The organism is Streptomyces glomeratus, from assembly GCF_021462825.1.
GTDB lineage: Bacteria > Actinomycetota > Actinomycetes > Streptomycetales > Streptomycetaceae > Streptomyces > Streptomyces glomeratus.
Genome location: NZ_JAKEEB010000025.1, coordinates 60154 through 78731, shown reverse-complemented (window position 1 = coordinate 78731; position 18578 = coordinate 60154). Strand labels below are relative to the sequence as shown.

Genomic DNA, 18578 nt, shown 5'->3' with positions numbered 1-18578 from the left:
GGAGTGCCGGATTCGTACGGCAGACTTGGGACTGGACAACCGATGCGAAGGATGGGTATGCCGATCACACCTGCCACCGCGACGCACCGTTCGCCGAACGGCACCGCTGAAGCGATCCTGCTGGAGCTGGTCGACGAGGACGGCACCACGATCGGCACGGCGGAGAAGCTCGCCGCCCATCAGCCGCCGGGCCGGCTGCATCGCGCGTTCTCGGTGTTCCTCTTCGACGAGCGCGGCCGGCTGCTGCTCCAGCAGCGAGCGCTCGGCAAGTACCACTCCCCCGGTGTCTGGTCGAACACCTGCTGCGGCCACCCCTACCCGGGTGAGGCGCCGTTCGCGGCGGCGGCCCGGCGGACGTACGAGGAACTGGGGATCTCCCCGTCGCTGCTGGCCGAGGCGGGCACGGTGCGCTACAACCACCCGGACCCGGACTCCGGCCTGGTGGAGCAGGAGTACAACCATCTCTTCGTAGGGCTTGTGCAGTCCCCTGTGCACCCGGATCCGCAGGAGGTCGGGGCGACGGCCTTCGTGACCGCCGCGGAGCTTGCCGAGCGGCACGCCAAGGACCCGTTCTCGTCGTGGTTCATGACGGTCCTGGACGCCGCGCGGCCGGCGATCAGAGAGCTGACGGGGGCGTCCGCGGGCTGGTGACGCCCCCTCGGTCCGGTGCCCCGGAGGTCCGTCCGGCCCCACTCGGCCGGACGGGCCTCCGGGGCCGACCGAGCCGTGGCGGTGGGGAGCCAGCTCACGGCAACCGCGCGGGTTGTGGGGAGCCGGCTCACGGGAACCGCGGGTATGTGGGGAGCCGGCTCACGGGAACCGTGTGGGCTTGAGGGGAAGCGCGACCCAGATCACCTTGCCGCCGCTCGACGTGTGCTCGACGTCGCACACTCCGCCGGCCTCCCTGGTGACCTCACGGACCAGGAGCAGCCCACGGCCTCCGGTCTGCCCGTGGTCGGCCTCCAGCGCGCTCGGGCGGTAGGGGTGCTCGTCCTCCACCGACACCCGCACCCACTCCGGGCCCACGGCGACCTCGACGGCGAGCATCGGCGACAGCAGCGCCGCGTGCCGTACCGCGTTGGTGACCAGTTCGGAGACGATCAGCAGCAGGGCGTGCACGGTGTCGTCCGAGACGGGCACGCCCTGGCGGGCGAGCAGGTCCCGGACGGCGTGCCTCGCCTGCGGCACCGAGGCCTCCACGGCGGCGGCCGTGAAGCGCCAGACCCCCTCGTACGGCAGCGGCGCCGACGGCCGTGGGCCGTCCGGTTCGTTCCCGCCGCGTTCAGGGCGCGGGTCGGCCCCCCGCCCTCTGTTCTCCATAGCCCGGTCGCCACCCTCACGCTCGATTGTCACCACGCGTCGAGTGTTGGGAATGCGCTGGTCCACCCCGAATGACTGAGCACAAGTCAGCTGGTATCGACGATAATTTGACCGTTGGCGTATGACACGGTCGTTTGCGTGACCGCTCCTGTCTCCCCTCGCACCGCCTTCGGAACTTTTCGGGTTGTACGGGTACTAGGGCGGGACTCCGGCCGGCCGAAACGGCGGTGTCCGCTCGCCAGGGACCCTTCGTGATCCGGCGTCCGGGAGGTGCGGATAGCATCCGGCCCATGGAGCCGCAGCTGCTGCACCGCGTCACCGACGGGGTCGCGACCGTCGTCATCCACCATCCGGCCAAGCGGAACGCCATGACTGCCGGTATGTGGGAGGCGCTGCCGCCGCTGCTCGAAGGACTGGCCGCCGATCCGGCCGTGCGGGCGCTGGTGCTCACCGGAGAGGGCGGGACCTTCTGCGCGGGAGCCGACATCTCGACGCTGCGGGGGTCGCCGGAGAGGGCACAGAGCCTGGCCGTACTGGCCGAGGAGGCGCTGGCCGCCTTCCCCAAGCCGACGCTGGCGGCGATCCGCGGCCACTGCGTGGGCGGCGGGTCGCAGCTCGCGGCGGCCTGCGATCTGCGATTCGCCGAGGAGGGGGCGTTCTTCGGGGTGACGCCGGCCAAACTGGGGATCGTCTACCCGGCCTCCTCCACCCGGCGGCTGGTGACGCTGGTGGGTCCCGGTACCGCCAAGTACCTGCTGTTCTCGGGCGAGTTGATCGACTCGGCGCGGGCGCTGCGCACGGGCCTGGTCGACGAGGTACTACCCGAAGGCGAACTCGCCAAGCGGGTGGCCGAGTTCACGCGGGTCCTGACCGCGCGCTCGCAGCTGACGCAGGCCGCCGCCAAGGAGTTCGCGAACGGGCGGACGGACCGGGACGCCTACTGGGCCGAACAGGCGCGCACCGGGGGCGACACCGCGGAGGGCGTCGCGGCGTTCCTGGAGCGCAGGCAGCCCCGTTTCGGCTGGACCACGTCGGGGTGAACGCCGGCGGGGCCCTGGAGACGTACGGTGGGTCCAGGCCCGGCACGCGCCGTCACGACGACCGAGCGGCTTTTTCCGGCCGTCGCACGCCCTGCCGACCCATGCCATACCAACCAGTCGGTAGCCTGCCCGGCATGACCCCTCCTCTGCCGGAGCGCGCCGGACGGCGCTGCCACAACATGATCAATCCTCTCCACTCGACGCACTACTTCTCACCGGATCTCGAACGGGAAATGACCGCATTGGGCGTCGGCCACCCAAGGGCCGCCTACTTCGCGGTACGGGCCGCCGCGATGGGACCCGTCGGCGCGGGCGTGGTGACGGCGGCGTTCTACAACTTCAGCCCCGAGCTGGTGGCCCGGCATGTGCCCGAGGTGTGGAAGACGGCGCCCCCGGAGGCGGTGCTCGCGGCACGCACGCGAGCCGCGGACGCGACCCTGCGGCGGCTCCTCGGCGAGGAGGCGGTCGCCGCCAAGGAGATGACCGAGGCGGCGGAGCTGGCACTGCGCGCCGCCGAGGCGTGCACCCGGCACGCGCGCCCCCTGTACTCGGCGCACGCCGACCTGCCGGTGCCGGAAGAGCCCCATCTGGCGTTCTGGCACGCGACCACGCTGCTGCGCGAGCACCGCGGCGACGGCCACCTCACGGCGCTGCTGCGCGCGGAGCTCGACCCGCTGGAGGCGCTCGCGACGCACAGCGCCACGGGCAAGGGCATGTCCCCGAGATGGGTCCTCGCCACCCGCGGCTGGAGCCAGGAGGACTGGGACGCGGCGTGCGAGCGGCTGCGCGAGCGGGGACTGCTGGATTCGGCCGGTGAGTTGACCGAGGCGGGCACCGCACTGCGCGGGGACGTAGAGGCGGAGACCGACCGTCTCGACCGGGCTCCGTACGAGCACCTCGGCGCCGCGGGTGTCGCACGGCTGACGGAGCTGGCGGGCGCCCTGCTGACACGGGCCCTCGAATCCGGCGCCTTCCCGGAGGACCTGATGGGCAAGGGCTGACGTACCCGGACGTCACCCCGGCGGACACGCCGGGGTGACGGAAGGGGAAAACGGTGTTCCGTACGACCGCGGACGTGCTGCGCCGGATCGGCGGGGCCGTCACCACGGTGGCGACTGTGCCGTTCCGGGCTCTGGCCAGGCTGTTCGGCGGGTCCTCCGCCTCCACGCGGCGGGGAGCGCGCCGGACCTGAGCGGCCGCTTCCAGGGGGCGGCGGAGCCGGGAGACCGCCCCGTGACTCCTCGACCCCCGCCCTGACCCACCGTTGCCGGTGCGACCTGCCACAATTGCCGCGCAACCTCAGTGGAGAAGGCGGTACGGGATCGTGACGACACCCCTCGTAGGGTCCATCGAAGGCAGGATCGCCGAGGAGCTCGGCGTACGGGAGCGGCAGGTGAAGGCCGCGGTCGAGCTGCTCGACGGCGGCTCGACAGTGCCCTTCATCGCCCGCTACCGCAAGGAAGCGACCGAGATGCTCGACGATGCGCAGCTGCGCACGATCGAGGAGCGGCTGCGCTATCTGCGGGAGCTGGAGGAGCGGCGCGCGGCGATCCTGGAGTCGGTGCGCGAGCAGGGCAAGCTCACCGAGGAGCTCGAGGCGCAGATCCGGGGCGCGGAGACCAAGGCGCGCCTGGAGGACATCTATCTGCCGTACAAGCCGAAGCGGCGCACCAAGGCACAGATCGCGCGGGAGGCCGGTCTGGAGCCGCTGGCCGAGGGCCTGCTCGGCGACCCGACGGTGGAGCCGCTCGCGGCGGCCGCCGCCTTCGTCGACGCCGACAAGGGAGTGCCCGATCCGCAGGCCGCGCTCGACGGCGCGCGGGCGATCCTCACCGAGCGGTTCTCGGAGGACGCGGACCTGATCGGCGAGCTGCGCGAGCGCATGTGGACGCGTGGGCGCCTCGCCGCCAAGGTGCGGGAGGGCAAGGAGGAGGCCGGCGCCAAGTTCGCCGACTACTTCGACTTCGCCGAGCCCTTCACCGAGCTGCCCTCCCATCGCGTACTCGCCATGCTGCGCGGTGAGAAGGAGGAGGTCCTCGACCTGACCCTGGAGCCGGAGGAGCCGTCCGAATCGACCGCTGGCCCGTCGTCCTACGAGGCCATCGTGGCCAGCCGCTTCGGCCTGGCCGACCGGGGCCGCCCGGCCGACAAGTGGCTCATGGACACAGTCCGTTGGGCCTGGCGCACCCGCATCCTGGTACACCTCGGCATCGACCTGCGCCTGAGGCTCCGTACGGCCGCCGAGGACGAGGCCGTGGCGGTCTTCGCGGCGAACCTGCGCGATCTGCTGCTCGCCGCCCCCGCCGGCACCCGCGCCACCCTGGGCCTGGACCCCGGGTTCCGCACCGGCGTGAAGGTGGCCGTGGTGGACGCGACCGGCAAGGTCGTGGCCACCGATGTGATCTACCCCCACGTCCCGGCCAACAAGTGGGACGAGGCGATCGCCAAGCTGGCGCGGCTGGCCAAGGAGCACGCGGTCGAGCTGGTGGCGATCGGCAACGGCACGGCGTCGCGTGAGACCGACAGGCTCGCGGCCGAGCTGATCGGCCGGCATCCGGAGCTGAAGCTCACCAAGGTGATGGTCTCCGAGGCGGGCGCCTCGGTGTACTCCGCCTCGGCCTTCGCCTCGCAGGAGCTGCCGGACATGGACGTGTCGCTGCGCGGCGCGGTCTCCATCGCCCGTCGTCTGCAGGACCCGCTCGCCGAGCTGGTGAAGATCGACCCGAAGTCCATCGGCGTCGGCCAGTACCAGCACGACCTGTCCGAGGTGAAGTTGTCGCGCTCGCTGGACGCGGTGGTCGAGGACTGTGTGAACGGCGTGGGCGTGGACGTCAACACGGCCTCGGCACCGCTGCTCGCCCGGGTCTCCGGCATCTCCTCCGGGCTCGCCGAGAACATCGTGGCCCACCGTGACGCCAACGGCCCGTTCGCCTCCCGTTCCGAGCTGAAGAAGGTGGCGCGGCTCGGGCCCAAGGCGTACGAGCAGTGCGCGGGCTTCCTGCGGATCCGCGGCGGCGACGACCCGCTGGACGCCTCCAGCGTGCACCCGGAGGCGTACCCGGTGGTGCGCCGCATGGTGAAGACCGTGGGCCAGGAGGTGGCCTCGCTGATCGGCAACACGGCCGTACTGCGCTCGCTGAAGGCGTCCGAGTTCGTGGACGAGACGTTCGGCCTGCCGACCGTGACCGACATCCTGAAGGAGCTGGAGAAGCCCGGGCGTGACCCGCGGCCCGCGTTCAGGACGGCCACCTTCAAGGAGGGCGTGGAGAAGATCTCCGACCTGTCCTCGGGGATGGTCCTGGAGGGCGTGGTCACGAATGTCGCCGCCTTCGGCGCGTTCGTGGACGTCGGTGTCCACCAGGACGGACTGGTGCATGTGTCCGCGATGTCCAAGACGTTCGTCAAGGACCCGCGGGACGTGGTGAAGCCGGGCGACATCGTCAAGGTGAAGGTGCTGGACGTCGACATCCCGCGCAAGCGGATCTCGCTGACGCTGCGGCTGGACGACGAGGCCGCTCCCCAGGGGCAGCAGGGTGGTGGCGGCCGTCAGCAGCGCGGCGGGCGGCCTCCCCAGCAGCGGCAGGGCCGCCAGGGCGGCGGTGGCTCCCGGCAGGGCGGCGGTGGCTCCCGGCAGGCGCCCGCGCCTGCCAACAGCGCGATGGCCGACGCACTGCGCCGCGCGGGCCTGCTCGACAAGGACAACGGCCGCCGCTGAGCCTTCCGGGCCCGGACCCCCGTCGTGCCACGGGGGCCCGGGCCCGGCCGGCTAGCGCTCCGTCACCTTGCCGTCCGCCACGTCCAGTCGGCGGGTCACCCGGACCGCGTCCAGCATCCGGCGGTCGTGGGTGACCAGGAGCAGCGTGCCCTCGTAGGCGTCCAGGGCCGCTTCCAGCTGTTCGATGGCCGGCAGGTCGAGGTGGTTGGTGGGCTCGTCCAGGACCAGGAGATTGACACCTCGGCCCTGGAGCAGGGCGAGGGCGGCCCTGGTGCGCTCGCCCGGGGAGAGGGTCGCCGCCGGGCGCAGGACGTGGTCCGACTTCAGCCCGAACTTGGCCAGCAGGGTGCGCACCTCGACCGGTTCCGTGTCCGGGACCGCCGCGCAGAACGCGTCCAGCAGGGTTTCCGAGCCGTGGAAGAGGGCGCGGGCCTGGTCGACCTCGCCGACCAGGACGCCCGAGCCGAGCGTGGCCCGGCCCGCGTCAAGGGGGACGCGGCCCAGCAGCGCGCCGAGCAGCGTCGATTTGCCCGACCCGTTCGCACCCGTCACCGCGACCCGGTCCGCCCAGTCGATCTGCAAGGACACCGGTCCGAATGTGAAGTCGCCGCGCCGCACTTCGGCGTCCCGCAGCATGGCGACGACGGCGCCGGACCGCGGCGCCGACGCGATCTCCATACGCAGTTCCCACTCCTTGCGGGGTTCCTCGACGGACTCCAGGCGCTCGATCATGCGCTGGGTCTGCCGGGCCTTCGCGGCCTGCTTCTCGCTGGCCTCGCTGCGGAACTTGCGGCCGATCTTGTCGTTGTCGCTGCCCGCCTTGCGGCGCGCGTTCTTCACGCCCTTGTCCATCCAGGCGCGCTGCATCCGGGCCCGGTCCTGGAGGGCGGCCTTCTTGTCGGCGTACTCCTCGTACTCCTCGCGGGCGTGCCGGCGGGCCCACTCGCACTCCTCCAGATAGCCCTCGTACCCACCGCCGTAGAGGTTGATCTGCCCTTGCGCCAAGTCGAGTTCGAGGACCTTGGTGACCGTGCGGGTGAGGAACTCGCGGTCGTGGCTGACGACCACCGTGCCGGCCCGCAGGCCGCCGACGAAGCGCTCCAGGCGCTCCAGTCCGTCCAGGTCCAGGTCGTTGGTCGGCTCGTCGAGGAGGAACACGTCGTAGCGGGACAGCAGCAGCGAGGCGAGGCCCGCGCGGGCCGCCTGCCCGCCGGACAGGGATGTCATGGGCTGGTCCAGGCCGACGCCCAGACCGAGGGAGTCGGCGACCTCCTCGGCGCGCTCGTCGAGGTCCGCGCCACCGAGGCCGAGCCAGCGCTCCAGGCTCACCGCGTAGGCGTCGTCGGCACCGGGCGCGCCGTCGACCAGCCCCTGGGTGGCCTCGTCCATCCGCCGCTGCGCCTCGGCCACACCCGTGCGGCGCGCCAGGAACTCCCGGACGGTCTCGCCCGGTCTGCGTTCCGGTTCCTGCGGCAGATGGCCGACCGTCGCGGTCGGCGGGGACAGACGCAGTTCGCCCCGTTCGGGGCCGAGCAGTCCGGCGAGCATCCGCAGCAGGGTGGACTTGCCGGCGCCGTTGGCACCGACGAGACCGATCACATCACCGGGCGCGACGACGAGGTCGAGCCCGGAGAACAGGGAGCGGCCGCCGTGGCCGGCGGCGAGGTCCTTGGCGACGAGGGTGGCAGTCATCAGACCGCCGATCCTAACGAGGGACCGCACGTCCCGACGAGCGCGCAGGACGAGCGTGGGACGGCCTGCCGCAGGGGCCTCGGTTCTCGACGGCCGTCGCACGGCCGACGGGGGCAGAGTGCAGAGCCGGTGCCGCTCCGGCAGGCCGCGGTCCAAGACCTGTTCGACCTGTTCGACCTGTTCGATCCGGGCGACGAGGAGGGGGACGATCCGGGGGAGCCCGTCGACGCACGCGACGTCGGCCCCGGCACGTTCGAAGAAGTACCGTACGGCCGCGTGTTCCGGCTCCTCGGCCGTCCGGCCGAACGCGACCGCGCCGTAGGTGCACAGCTCTTCGGGGAGACGTCGGCGGCGTGCTGCGCGATCTCCGCGCCGATGCCGATGGCGCACGGCGGCCGGCCGAGCCGGCGACGCGAGCACCCATCAGCAGGACCCCGCGCCTCTGCTCGGGCCGCCGTCCGGCAGCGCACCCAGTGCGCCACGGTACTCGTCCCCGCGGAAACGGAAAGGCCCTATCCCGTGGTAGCCGTTCCGTTCCAGGTCCACCCGCCGGTCGGTCTGCCAGGCGAGGTCGCGCCAGACGAAGTCGTCGCCGTCCTTCTCGATGACCGCCGTGACGGCCCCGCAGGCCAGGTCCTGGCACTCGGGACAGGCGTAGATGATGCGACGGCCGCCCTCCAGCGAAGCGCCGGTCTCCAGCAGCAGGCCCCGCACCTGCGGGGTGAGGATCGCGGGTGGTATGTCGGAGGCCAGCGGGGAGACGGCGTCCACGTCGGAGAGCCGGAACAGCAGCGGGCGCCCGTCAATGACGAAGTCGACGAAGTCCCGGTGGACCTGGCGGTCACCGTCCGGCAGGAAACCACCGGCACATATCGCCGGTGCCAGGCCGAAGGTCGCGTACTCGGCAGACATACGGTGAGGATTCCCACACGGACGGTGATGTGAGCACGGCACACGGCATTTGCGTCGGCGCGCGGGGCGGCCGGGCCGGTGGTTCCGGCCGCCCCACGCACGGTCAGGCCGGCGACGGCGGTGTCGTCACCGGCCGTCGCCCGGCACACGCCGGACGGTGTGCGGCGTCCGCACACCGTGCGGCGTGGTGCGCGCGGACACGGCCGCCGGGGAGCCGGCGAGGGCGTGCGCGAAGGCGGCCGCGCCTCCCACGAGGGGCACATGGGCCGCCGTACGGGACAGGTCGACGGTCAGCGTGGGCGTGCTCGGCGGAGGATCGATGAGGTCCTTGTCGGTGCCGGCGACGATGAGCGCGAGCCGGTGGCCCCTCGGAACGACGTGGTCGGTCGCTGCGAGGTCGAGGGTGATCGTGTACGCCGTGCCCGGGGTGAGCGGGACACCCTCGCGGTCCGAGGCGTAGTTGCCGAGATCGGCCCAGCCGCGGCTGAACACGGTGGAGGCGACGTCGGTCTTCTTGGCCTCGGTGGCCTTGAAGCAGGCGCTGTCGCCGGCCGTGCTCGCGCCCCAGCAGGTGCGGCCGGGAAGGGTGGTGATGCCCTCGCCGGAGTCGGCGTAGTCGCGGATGGTGTCCGGACCGAGGTCGACCAGCACGGCGGACAGATGGGCCGTGGAGGTGGACGGGGTGACGGTGACGGTCACCGTGGAGGAGCCGGACACCCGTAGATCCCGCGACAGGGGCGGGGTGATGAATCCGGCCTTGCCCGCGGTGGACTCGTCGACGTGGGCCGCCCAGTCGGTCTCGCTCAGCCGCGGATCGTCGGTGAAGGTCTCGGTTCCCGTGCCGCCGGTGCGCAGCCGGAGGGTGCCGACGCCGGCCTGGGTGCCCCTGGCCGGCCGCAGTGTGGTCGTCGCGGTGCCCTGGGGCGGCCAGACCCCGGAGGTGACCCACTGGTCGGGGTGGCGTTCGATGTCGGCCATGGGCTCGCGGTCGATGCCGTTGTCGTAGCCCAGGAGTTCGTGGTCGAACCAGCGGTGCAGCGTGTCCACCCAAGGGGCGCGACGGAAGTCGAAGGGGTCGACGTGGCCGGTCCCCGAGAGCCAGATCTTGCGCTGCACGCCGTGCTTCGCGAGCGCGTTCCACCACTGGCCGAAGTGCTTGGTGCGGACGTTGAGGTCCTGCATGCCGTGGACGAGGAAGACGCTGGCGCGGACCTTGCTCGCGTCCTTCACATAGTCGCGCTCGGTCCACAGCGGGGTCCAGTCACCGGTGCGTGGCGCCCCGGCGACGAGCTTGTTCTGCACGGCGGCGCACTTGGCGCGGGCGCCGGGGCTGTCGACGTAGCCGGAGAGCCAGTCGGGGCCCGAGCCGTACAGGGGCGCGCCCTTGGCGAAGTAGTAGTCGTACCAGGAGGAGATGGCGCTGATCGGCACGATGGTCCTCAGGCCCTTGACGCCGGTGGCGGCGACACCGTTGGCGATGGTGCCGTCCCAGCTCTTGCCGATCATGCCGGTGCGTCCGTTGGTCCAGGTGGCCCTGGCGCGTACCTGCCCGGTGCGGGTGGTGTAGCCCTTGGCCCGGCCGTTCAGCCAGTCGATGACGGCCTTGGCCGATTGGATGTCGGAGCGGCCGCCGACGTCCACACAGCCGTCGGAGCGATTGGTTCCGGCCAGGTCGACACCGACGAAGGCATAGCCTCGCGGCACGAAGTAGTTGTCGTAGAAGAGCGGCATCTGCACCACGTGGCCGCTCGCGTCGTAGGTCTTCAGCTGGCTCTCGTTGCCCCGCCCGCAGCAGGAGTAGTACGGGCTGGCGTCCATGATCACGGGTATTCGGCGGCCCTGCGCGGCGGGTTCACGCGGGCGCACGATGTCGGCGGCGACCCGGTCGGTCTTCCCGTCGCCGTCGCCGTCGAGGCCGGTGTCCACCCAGACGGACTCGCGGATGGCGTGGTCGTACGAGTAGACGGGCCGGCTCTCCCGTGGCGCGCCGTGGGCGGCCGCGGGGGTGAGGAAGGCGGCCAGCAGGGCGGCGGTGGCCGCCGTCGCGAGCGGTCTCCAGATCGTGAAGCGCATGCGTTTCGGCATGCGCGGGACGGTACAGGGGTCAACTCCCTTGAAAAAGAGGCAAGCTGACGTGTCGTGGGACGATCGGCACCGGATGGCCGGGATTGCGCGGTGGGACGACTTCGGTCATGACGGCCGGATGGCGATCGTGTGACGGACGGTGCCATGGACATGCTCGGGCACACAGGGACTGAATAGGGTCCGAACAGATCTCGTGCCCCTACGACTTGGAGCTCTTGTGCACCGCAGACTCATCGCACCGGGCGCACTCGCGGCGGCCTCCCTGTTGCTGGCGATCCCGGCATCGGCGGCCGACTACCAGCCCGGCGCTCCGGGGATCGGCGACCCCTATTACCCGTACTACGGCAACGGCGGATACGACGTCTCCCACTACGACCTGCGGCTGAAGTACCAGCCGCAGTCGGACGAGCTGGAGGGCACGGCGACGATCCTCGCGAGGACGACGCGGGACCTTTCCCGGTTCGACCTGGACTTCCTGCTCGACGTCAGCGAGGTGCGCGTGAACGGCGCGAAGGCGACCTTCGCCACCTCCGGCCAGCACGAACTGGTGGTCACCCCGGCCACCCCGCTGCCGAAGGACACACCGGTCACGGTCGTGGTCCGTTACAGCGGGGTTCCGTCCACGAAGAGCGCGTACGGCTTCACCACCTGGCACCGCACCCCGGACGGCGCGATCGCGGCCGATGAGCCCGAGGCGGCGTGGTGGTGGTTCCCGAGCAACGACCACCCGCTCGACAAAGCGACGTACGACGTGTCGGTGGCCGTGCCGGACGGCACCCAGGCCATCTCCAACGGCAGGCTTCAGTCGACGAGTTCGAAGCTCGGCTGGACCCGCTACAACTGGCGTTCCGGCAAGCCGCAGGCGACCTACCTGACCACGCTCGCGATCGGGAAGTTCGACATCACCACCGGGACGACGTCGGCCGGCGTCCCGGTGGTCAACGCGTACAGCAAGGACCTGGGCGACAACGACGGGGCGGCGCGGGCGAGCGTGGAGCGGACCGGGGAGCTCGTCGACTGGCTGACCGGCTACTTCGGTCCGTATCCGTTCGACTCGGTCGGCGGATACGTGCCGAACACCACCACCGGGTACGCCCTGGAGACGCAGACCCGGATCTACTACAGCCCGAAACAGTTCGCGAACGGCTCGAACACGTCCGTCGTCGTGCACGAGCTGGCGCACCAGTGGTACGGCGACGACGTGTCGCTCAAGGGCTGGAAGGACATCTGGATCAACGAGGGCTTCGCGCGGTACGCGCAGTGGCTGTGGTCGGAGCACGAGGGCGAGGGCACGGCCCAGGAACTGGCGGACTACGTGTACGCCTCGCACCCGGCCGACGACGCGTTCTGGACGGTCAGGCCCGGTGACCCGGGCCCTGACAACCAGTTCGACACCGCGGTCTACGACCGTGGCGCGCTGGCCGTCCAGGCACTGCGCAACGAGGTCGGGGACGAGGCGTTCTTCGCCATCCTGAAGGGCTGGCCGAAGGAGCACGCCTACGGCAACGCGTCGGTCTCCGACTTCCAGGCCTACGCGGAGAAGGTGTCGGGCAAGCCGCTCGCCTCGCTCTTCGGCACCTGGCTGTTCCAGCCGTCGAAGCCCGCGGCGTCCGCGGCCCGGACCGCGGCCGTCGCGAGGGCGTCGGCCGCCCCGGCCCGGCCGAGGTCCTGGACGAAGATCGCGGCGACGAACGACGTGCACGGACACTGAGTCACCGATGTGCGGTGGCCCCGGGGCGTGTGCCCCGGGGCCACCGTCCGGCGTGCAGCGAGCCGCTACTGCGTCAGCTCGCTCAGCTCCTTGTCCTCGGCCGCCGCGATCCTGCGGCGCAGTGCGAACCAGCCGCCGACGAGCAGTGCCGCGATCACCGGGATGAGGAGCAGCGTCTTACGGCCGACCTCGGGGTCGTTCCACATCAGGCCGAGCACGGCCAGCAGGAAGGCCACGGTCACGATCTCCGTCACGGGGCTGCCGGGCAGGCGGAAGGACGGCCGGGTGACCAGTCCCGCCTTGGCGCGGCGGACGAAGATCAGGTGGCAGACCATGATGATCACCCAGGTGCTGATGATGCCGAGGGACGCCACGTTCAGCACGATCTCGAACGCCTGGCCCGGCATGAGGTAGTTCAGGCCGACGCCGAGCACGCAGACCGCGCAGGTGAGCAGGATGCCGCCGTAGGGGACCTGGCTGCGGTTCATCCGCGCCGTGAACCGGGGCGCCGAACCCGCCATGGCCATGGAGCGCAGGATGCGGCCGGTGGAGTAGAGGCCGGAGTTCAGCGAGGACATCGCGGCGGTCAGGACGACCAGGTTCATCACGTCGCCGGCGCCCTGGACGCCGATCTTCGACAGCACGGTGACGAAGGGGCTCTGGTCCGCGGAGTACACCGAGCCCGGCAGCAGCAGCGCGAGCAGGACCACCGAACCGACGTAGAAGAGACCGACCCGCCACATGATCGAGTTCACCGCGCGCGGGACGACCTTCTCCGGCTCGGCGGTCTCACCCGCGGCGACACCGACCAGCTCGAGCGCCGCGTAGGCGAAGATCACGCCCTGCATCACGAGAACCACGGGCATGAGCCCGTGCGGGAAGACGCCGCCGTGGTCGTTGATCACGTTCAGACCCGGCGTCTCGCCCCCGACCTTGTGCTGCGTGGCCAGCAGGAAGATACCGACGAACATGAAGGCCACCAGGGTGGCGACCTTGATGATCGCGAACCAGAACTCCATCTCGCCGAAGATCTTCACCGAGATCAGGTTCACGGCCAGGACGACCGCGAGGGCGATCAGGGCGAGCACCCACTGCGGGATGGAGGTGAAGAAGCTCCAGTAGTGGGTGTAGAGCGCGATGGCGGTGATGTCGGCGATGCCGGTCGTCGACCAGTTGAGGAAGTACATCCAGCCGGCGACGTAGGCGCCCTTCTCGCCGAGGAACTCGCGCGCGTACGACACGAAGGACCCGGAGGACGGCCGGTACAGCACCAGTTCACCGAGGGCACGGACGACGAAGAAGGCGAAGACGCCACAGACCAGATAGGCCAGCGCGAGAGCGGGCCCCGCGTTGTGCAGACGGCCACCGGCACCGAGGAAGAGACCGGTACCGATCGCTCCGCCGATCGCGATCATGTTGACGTGGCGGGCTTTGAGGTCCTTGCTGTAACCGGCGTCGCCCGCGTCCGCGGGCGTGCGGGCCGCCTGAGGGCGGGATGCAACCGTGGCCGTGTGCACGGCGTCCTTGCTCACGAGTGGATCTACTCTCTGGTGCGCCCGCGCAGGGATGGCGCGCGGGTGTCCGTACGGGGCTGGGCCCGGCCACCCCTGACGCGGCACAGACCAAGGCCCAACCCTCCCCCGCGGCTCACGACGCATGCGATGGCACACGTCACATCGCGGCACTTCTCACATGATCGCCACACTCCCGTCGCCTCCTCGTCACGTAGCCGTGCCGAGTCCGGTCCGGTGTCACAGTGGTGGTGGGACAGCGATACTGCTGTACATGACGACCGAGACCGAGGAGCCGACGCTCACCGTCGACGAGCTGGCCGCACGTGCGGGCGTCACGGTCCGCACCGTCCGCTTCTACAGCGCCAGGGGCCTGCTTCCGCCGCCTGTGATCGGGCCCCGGCGGGTGGGCCACTACGGGCAGGCGCACCTGGCCCGGCTGGCACTGATCGAGGAGTTGCAGGGCCAGGGCATGACCCTGGCGGCGATCGAGCGGCACCTGCGGCAGCTGCCTGCGGATCTGAGCGCGCGGGACCTCGCCATCCATCGAGCGGTCGTGGCGTCCTGGGCGCCGGACACGGTCCGGACGATGACGCACGAGGAGCTTGAGCGGAGGGCGGGGCGCCCGCTCGGCGAGGAGGAGCTGGAGCGACTGGCGGCGATGAGCGTGGCCGTGCCGCACGAAGGCGCGTACCGCGTGGATCCGGGCCTGCTGCGGCTCGGCGTCGAGCTGCTCGATGTGCCGCTCGGCCTCGACACGGTCCTCGCCGCCCGTGGCGTCCTGATCGAGCACTCGCGTACGGCGGCGCGCGAGCTGTCGCGGCTGCTGCGCGACGCGGTGGCCGAGCGCGACTCCACGGAGGTGAAGTCGCTCTCGGCCCATATGCAGCCGCTCGTGGTGCAGGCCCTGCTCACCACGTTCCAGCGCTCCCTGAAGGAGGAGCTGCGGGGGTGGCTCACGGACGGGGAGCCCCCGGGGGAGTCCTGAGCGGGGGGTGGCCCGTCGGCTCAGGACTCCCGGGACTCAGCGCGCGTCGGTGAACCGTTCCCCCTTCTCCGCCTTCTCCACCAGCAGCGCGGGCGGCGTGAACCGCTCGCCGTAGCGCTCGGCCAGCTCCCGGGCGCGGGCCACGAAGCCGGACGGGCCCCCTTCGTAGCCGTTGATGTACTGGAGCACACCGCCGGTCCAGCCCGGGAAGCCGATCCCGAAGAGCGAGCCGATGTTGGCGTCGGCGACGGACGTCAGCACCCCTTCCTCCAGGAGCCGGACGGTGTCCAGCGCCTCGGAGAACAGCATGCGCTCCTGCATGTCCTCGAAGGGGATCGTGTGGCCCGGCTTGGTGAAGTGCTCCCGCAGGCCCGGCCACAGCCGGCCGCGCCTGCCGTCCTCGCCGTACTCGTAGAAGCCGGCGCCGCCGCCGCGGCCGGTCCGCCCGAACTCGTCGACCATGCGGTCGATGACGGCCTCGGCGGGGTGCGGAGCCCAGGTGCCGCCCGCCTCCTCGACGGCCCGCTTCGACTCGTTCCGGATCTTGCGCGGCAGGGTGAGCGTCAGCTCGTCCATCAGGGACAGCACCTTGGCCGGGTAGCCCGCCTGCGCGGCCGCCTGCTCGACGGAGGCGGGCTCGATGCCCTCTCCGACCATGGCGACGCCCTCGTTGATGAAGTGGCCGATGACCCTGGAGGTGAAGAAGCCGCGCGAGTCGTTGACGACGATCGGCGTCTTGTTGATCTGCCGGACCAGGTCGAAGGCGCGCGCCAGCGCCTCGTCACGGGTGCGCTTGCCCTTGATGATCTCGACGAGCGGCATCTTGTCGACGGGTGAGAAGAAGTGCAGGCCGATGAAGTCGGACTGCCGCTCCACACCCTCGGCGAGCACCGTGATCGGCAGGGTGGAGGTGTTGGAGCACAGCAGGGCGTCGGGCTCGACGACGTTCTCGATCTCCTGGAACACCTTGTGCTTGAGCGCCGGGTCCTCGAACACGGCCTCGATCACGGCGTCGCAGCCCGCGAGGTCTCCGGCCTCGGCGGTGGGGGTGATACGGGCGAGCAGCGCATCCGCCTTCTCCTGCGTCGTACGCCCCTTGGCGACCGCCTTCGCGCAGAGCTTCTCGGAGTAGCCCTTGCCCTTGACGGCCGCTTCCAGGGACACGTCCTTGAGGACGACCTCGATGCCGGCGCGGGCGCAGGAGTACGCGATGCCCGCGCCCATCATCCCGGCGCCGAGGACGGCGACCTTGCGGACCTGGCGGGGCTCGATGTCCCTCGGGCGGTTCGCACCGGAGTTGACGGCCTGGAGGTCGAAGAAGAACGCCTGGATCATGTTCTTCGCGGTCTGCCCGGTGACCAGCTCGGTGAAGTAGCGCGCCTCGATGGTCAGGGCGGTCTCGAAGTCGACCTGGGAGCCCTCGACGGCCGCCGCGAGGATGTTGCGCGGGGCCGGGTAGGGGGCGCCGTTCAGCTGCTTCCTCAGGTTGGCCGGGAAGGCGGGCAGGCTGGCGGCGAACTTCGGGTTGGACGGCGTCCCGCCCGGGATCTTGTAGCCCGGCTTGTCCCAGGGCTGCTGCGCCTCGGGGTTGGCGTCGATGAACGCGCGGGCCTTGGCCAGCATCTCCTCGCGGGTGGCGGCCACCTCGTGGACGAGACCGTTGTCCAGGGCGCGCCGCGGCGTGTACTGGGTGCCCTGGAGCAGCACCTTCAGCAGGGCGTCGGCGATGCCCATCAGCCGTACGGTGCGGGTGACTCCGCCGCCCGCGGGGAGCAGGCCGAGGGTGACCTCGGGCAGGCCGATCTTGGAGCCGGGGGCGTCCAGGGCGATGCGGTGGTGGGAGGCGAGCGCGATCTCGTAGCCGCCCCCCAGAGCCGCGCCGTTGATGGCCGCGACGACCGGCTTGCCGAGGGTCTCGATACGGCGCAGGGAGTTCTTGATCGCCATACCGGTCTCGAAGACCTGCTGGGCGTCCTCGGGACCGGCCTTGATCATGTCCTTGAGGTCCCCGCCCGCGAAGAAGGTCTTCTTGGCGGAGGTGTAGATGATTCCGCGGATGGAGTCCTTCTCGGTCTCGGCGCGCTCGGCGACCGCCGCGATGGACTCCTTGAACGCCTGGTTCATGGTGTTCGCGGACTGGTTGGGGTCGTCGAGGACGAGAGTGACGACGCCGGTGTCGTCCTGCTCCCAGCGGATGGTGGTGGACTCAGTGCTCATCAGGGGTGCTCCGTAAGATCCGTTCGATCCGTTGGGGGTCAGACGCGCTCGACGACGGTGGCGATGCCCATGCCGCCGCCCACGCACAGCGTGGCCAGCCCGTACCGCTTGTCCTGCCGTTCCAGTTCGTCCACCAGCGTGCCCAGGATCATCGCGCCGGTCGCGCCCAGCGGGTGACCCAGCGCGATGGCGCCGCCGTTGACGTTGACCTTGTCGAGGGACAGTCCCATGTCCCTCGCGAAGCGCAGTACGACCGCGGCGAACGCCTCGTTGATCTCGACCAGGTCGATGTCGTCGATCGTCAGGCCCGCCTTGGCGAGCGCCTTGCGCGCGGCGGGCGCGGGACCGGTCAGCATGATCGTCGGCTCCGAGCCGGACACCGCCGCGGAGACGATCCGGGCCCGCGGCCGCAGCCCGTACCGCTCGCCGACCTCCTTCGAGCCGATGGCGACGAGCGCCGCGCCGTCCACGATGCCGGAGGAGTTGCCCGCGTGGTGCACGTGGTCGATCTGCTCGACCCAGTGGTACTTCTGGAGCGCCACCGCGTCGAATCCGCCCAGCTCGCCGATGTCCGCGAACGACGGCTTGAGCTTCGCGAGGGAGTCGGCGGTGGTGCCGGGCCGCATGTGCTCGTCGTGATCGAGGACGACGAGTCCGCTGCGGTCCATCACGGGGACCACGGACTTCTCGAAGCGGCCCTCCTTCCAGGCGGTCGCGGCGCGCTCCTGGGACAGCGCCGCGTATTCGTCGACGTCCCGCCGGGAGAAGCCCTCGATGGTGGCGATGAGGTCGGCGCCGATGCCCTGCGGCACGAAGTTGGTCGCCATGTTGGTCATCGGGTCGGCGAACCAGGCGCCGCCGTCGGAGGCCATCGGCACCCGCGACATCGACTCGACGCCGCCCGCGAGCACCAGGTCCTCCCAGCCCGAGCGGATCTTCGCGGCGGCCAGGTTGACGGCCTCGAGCCCGGAGGCACAGAAGCGGTTCTCCTGGACTCCGGCCACGCTGTCGGGCAGTCCCGCGGCGATCGCGGCGATACGGGCGATGTCGGAGCCCTGGTCGCCGACCGGGCCGACGACACCCAGCACGATGTCGTCGATCGCCGCCGGGTCGAGGTCCGGGAAGCGCCGCCGGACCTCGTGGATGAGTCCGGTCACCAGGTCGATGGGCTTGGTGCCGTGCAGGGCGCCGTTGGCCTTGCCGCGCCCGCGCGGGGTGCGGATCGCGTCGTACACATACGCTTCGGTGCTCACTGGTAAGCCTTTCGGAAGGGTCGGCCGAGCGGGGAACGACCGGAGATCTTGCTCATGATCCCGGTGGTCCCGTGGTGGATGGTCGGGATGCGGCCGTTGGTGAAGGCCCCGGCGCAACGGTGGTCGGTCATGGA

General features: G+C 71.0%; 15 protein-coding genes. 7 read left to right on the top strand and 8 right to left on the bottom strand.

Annotated elements, in window-relative coordinates; translation table 11 throughout:
• The first annotated feature begins 57 nt into the window (after positions 1-57).
• Entirely contained in the window at positions 58-651 is a 594-nt protein-coding gene (gene idi, locus LZ604_RS25135; RefSeq protein WP_234517735.1) for an isopentenyl-diphosphate Delta-isomerase, read from the top strand.
• Positions 652-810: 159 nt separating this feature from the next.
• Here idi and LZ604_RS25130 read toward each other — a convergent pair whose 3' ends face one another.
• The gene (locus tag LZ604_RS25130; RefSeq protein WP_234517734.1) at positions 811-1320 is read right to left on the bottom strand and encodes an ATP-binding protein; all 510 of its coding nucleotides are present in this window, start codon (positions 1318-1320) and stop codon (positions 811-813) included.
• A gap of 290 nt (positions 1321-1610) precedes the next feature.
• Here LZ604_RS25130 and LZ604_RS25125 point away from each other — a divergent pair, with 290 nt between their 5' ends.
• The 4 genes from LZ604_RS25125 (at position 1611) to LZ604_RS25110 (ending at position 6075) form a co-directional block, all read left to right on the top strand.
• A complete protein-coding gene (locus LZ604_RS25125) occupies positions 1611-2360 on the top strand; it encodes an enoyl-CoA hydratase/isomerase family protein (RefSeq protein ID WP_234517733.1) in 750 nt (249 codons plus the stop codon).
• Positions 2361-2494: 134 nt separating this feature from the next.
• Complete coding sequence (locus LZ604_RS25120) at positions 2495-3361, top strand: SCO6745 family protein (RefSeq protein WP_234517732.1); 867 nt, start codon at positions 2495-2497, stop codon at positions 3359-3361.
• A gap of 53 nt (positions 3362-3414) precedes the next feature.
• Entirely contained in the window at positions 3415-3552 is a 138-nt protein-coding gene (locus tag LZ604_RS25115; protein WP_234517731.1) for an LPFR motif small protein, read from the top strand.
• Between the two features lie 132 nt (positions 3553-3684).
• Positions 3685-6075 carry a Tex family protein gene (locus LZ604_RS25110; RefSeq protein ID WP_234517730.1) on the top strand — a complete coding sequence of 797 codons (2391 nt, stop codon included), beginning with the start codon at positions 3685-3687 and terminating at the stop codon, positions 6073-6075.
• A 51-nt stretch (positions 6076-6126) separates the two neighbouring features.
• Here the strand turns inward: LZ604_RS25110 and LZ604_RS25105 are convergent, their stop codons facing one another.
• From LZ604_RS25105 to LZ604_RS25095, 3 genes are all read right to left on the bottom strand, one after another.
• Positions 6127-7767 carry an ABC-F family ATP-binding cassette domain-containing protein gene (locus LZ604_RS25105; RefSeq protein WP_234517729.1) on the bottom strand — a complete coding sequence of 547 codons (1641 nt, stop codon included), beginning with the start codon at positions 7765-7767 and terminating at the stop codon, positions 6127-6129.
• Positions 7768-8190: 423 nt separating this feature from the next.
• Positions 8191-8679, bottom strand: coding sequence for a hypothetical protein (locus LZ604_RS25100; RefSeq protein WP_234517728.1), 489 nt, complete (start codon positions 8677-8679; stop codon positions 8191-8193).
• A gap of 126 nt (positions 8680-8805) precedes the next feature.
• Positions 8806-10764, bottom strand: a complete 1959-nt coding sequence (locus LZ604_RS25095) for a Xaa-Pro dipeptidyl-peptidase (protein ID WP_234517727.1) — start codon at positions 10762-10764, stop codon at positions 8806-8808.
• 217 nt (positions 10765-10981) lie between these two features.
• On the opposite strand from LZ604_RS25095, the gene LZ604_RS25090 reads away from it, so the two are divergent.
• The gene (locus LZ604_RS25090) at positions 10982-12475 is read left to right on the top strand and encodes a M1 family metallopeptidase (RefSeq protein ID WP_234517726.1); all 1494 of its coding nucleotides are present in this window, start codon (positions 10982-10984) and stop codon (positions 12473-12475) included.
• Between the two features lie 65 nt (positions 12476-12540).
• On the opposite strand, the gene LZ604_RS25085 is transcribed toward LZ604_RS25090, so the two are convergent.
• Positions 12541-14007, bottom strand: a complete 1467-nt coding sequence (locus LZ604_RS25085) for an amino acid permease (RefSeq protein WP_234517725.1) — start codon at positions 14005-14007, stop codon at positions 12541-12543.
• Positions 14008-14260: 253 nt separating this feature from the next.
• Between LZ604_RS25085 and LZ604_RS25080 the strand changes: the two genes are divergently transcribed.
• Positions 14261-14974 carry a MerR family transcriptional regulator gene (locus tag LZ604_RS25080; protein WP_234517724.1) on the top strand — a complete coding sequence of 238 codons (714 nt, stop codon included), beginning with the start codon at positions 14261-14263 and terminating at the stop codon, positions 14972-14974.
• Positions 14975-15010: 36 nt separating this feature from the next.
• Here the strand turns inward: LZ604_RS25080 and LZ604_RS25075 are convergent, their stop codons facing one another.
• From LZ604_RS25075 to LZ604_RS35805, 3 genes are read right to left on the bottom strand one after another with little or no spacing between them, the layout of a single operon-like run.
• On the bottom strand, positions 15011-17191 hold the full coding sequence (locus LZ604_RS25075; protein WP_234517723.1) for a 3-hydroxyacyl-CoA dehydrogenase NAD-binding domain-containing protein: 2181 nt from the start codon (positions 17189-17191) through the stop codon (positions 15011-15013).
• 38 nt (positions 17192-17229) lie between these two features.
• Positions 17230-18444 carry an acetyl-CoA C-acetyltransferase gene (locus LZ604_RS25070; protein ID WP_234517722.1) on the bottom strand — a complete coding sequence of 405 codons (1215 nt, stop codon included), beginning with the start codon at positions 18442-18444 and terminating at the stop codon, positions 17230-17232.
• Complete coding sequence (locus tag LZ604_RS35805; protein WP_267971799.1) at positions 18441-18575, bottom strand: hypothetical protein; 135 nt, start codon at positions 18573-18575, stop codon at positions 18441-18443. Before LZ604_RS35805 ends, LZ604_RS25070 begins: the two co-directional genes overlap by 4 nt.
• Between the last annotated feature and the right edge of the window lie 3 nt (positions 18576-18578).

Coding starts and splice junctions, on each gene's coding strand:
- LZ604_RS25095 (WP_234517727.1), bottom strand. CDS start 10,764: ATGCCGAAACGCATGCGCTTCACGATCTGGAGACCGCTCGCGACGGCG.
- LZ604_RS25120 (WP_234517732.1), top strand. CDS start 2,495: ATGACCCCTCCTCTGCCGGAGCGCGCCGGACGGCGCTGCCACAACATG.
- LZ604_RS25130 (WP_234517734.1), bottom strand. CDS start 1,320: ATGGAGAACAGAGGGCGGGGGGCCGACCCGCGCCCTGAACGCGGCGGG.
- LZ604_RS25100 (WP_234517728.1), bottom strand. CDS start 8,679: ATGTCTGCCGAGTACGCGACCTTCGGCCTGGCACCGGCGATATGTGCC.
- LZ604_RS25075 (WP_234517723.1), bottom strand. CDS start 17,191: ATGAGCACTGAGTCCACCACCATCCGCTGGGAGCAGGACGACACCGGC.
- LZ604_RS25125 (WP_234517733.1), top strand. CDS start 1,611: ATGGAGCCGCAGCTGCTGCACCGCGTCACCGACGGGGTCGCGACCGTC.
- LZ604_RS25080 (WP_234517724.1), top strand. CDS start 14,261: ATGACGACCGAGACCGAGGAGCCGACGCTCACCGTCGACGAGCTGGCC.
- LZ604_RS25105 (WP_234517729.1), bottom strand. CDS start 7,767: ATGACTGCCACCCTCGTCGCCAAGGACCTCGCCGCCGGCCACGGCGGC.
- idi (WP_234517735.1), top strand. CDS start 58: ATGCCGATCACACCTGCCACCGCGACGCACCGTTCGCCGAACGGCACC.
- LZ604_RS35805 (WP_267971799.1), bottom strand. CDS start 18,575: ATGACCGACCACCGTTGCGCCGGGGCCTTCACCAACGGCCGCATCCCG.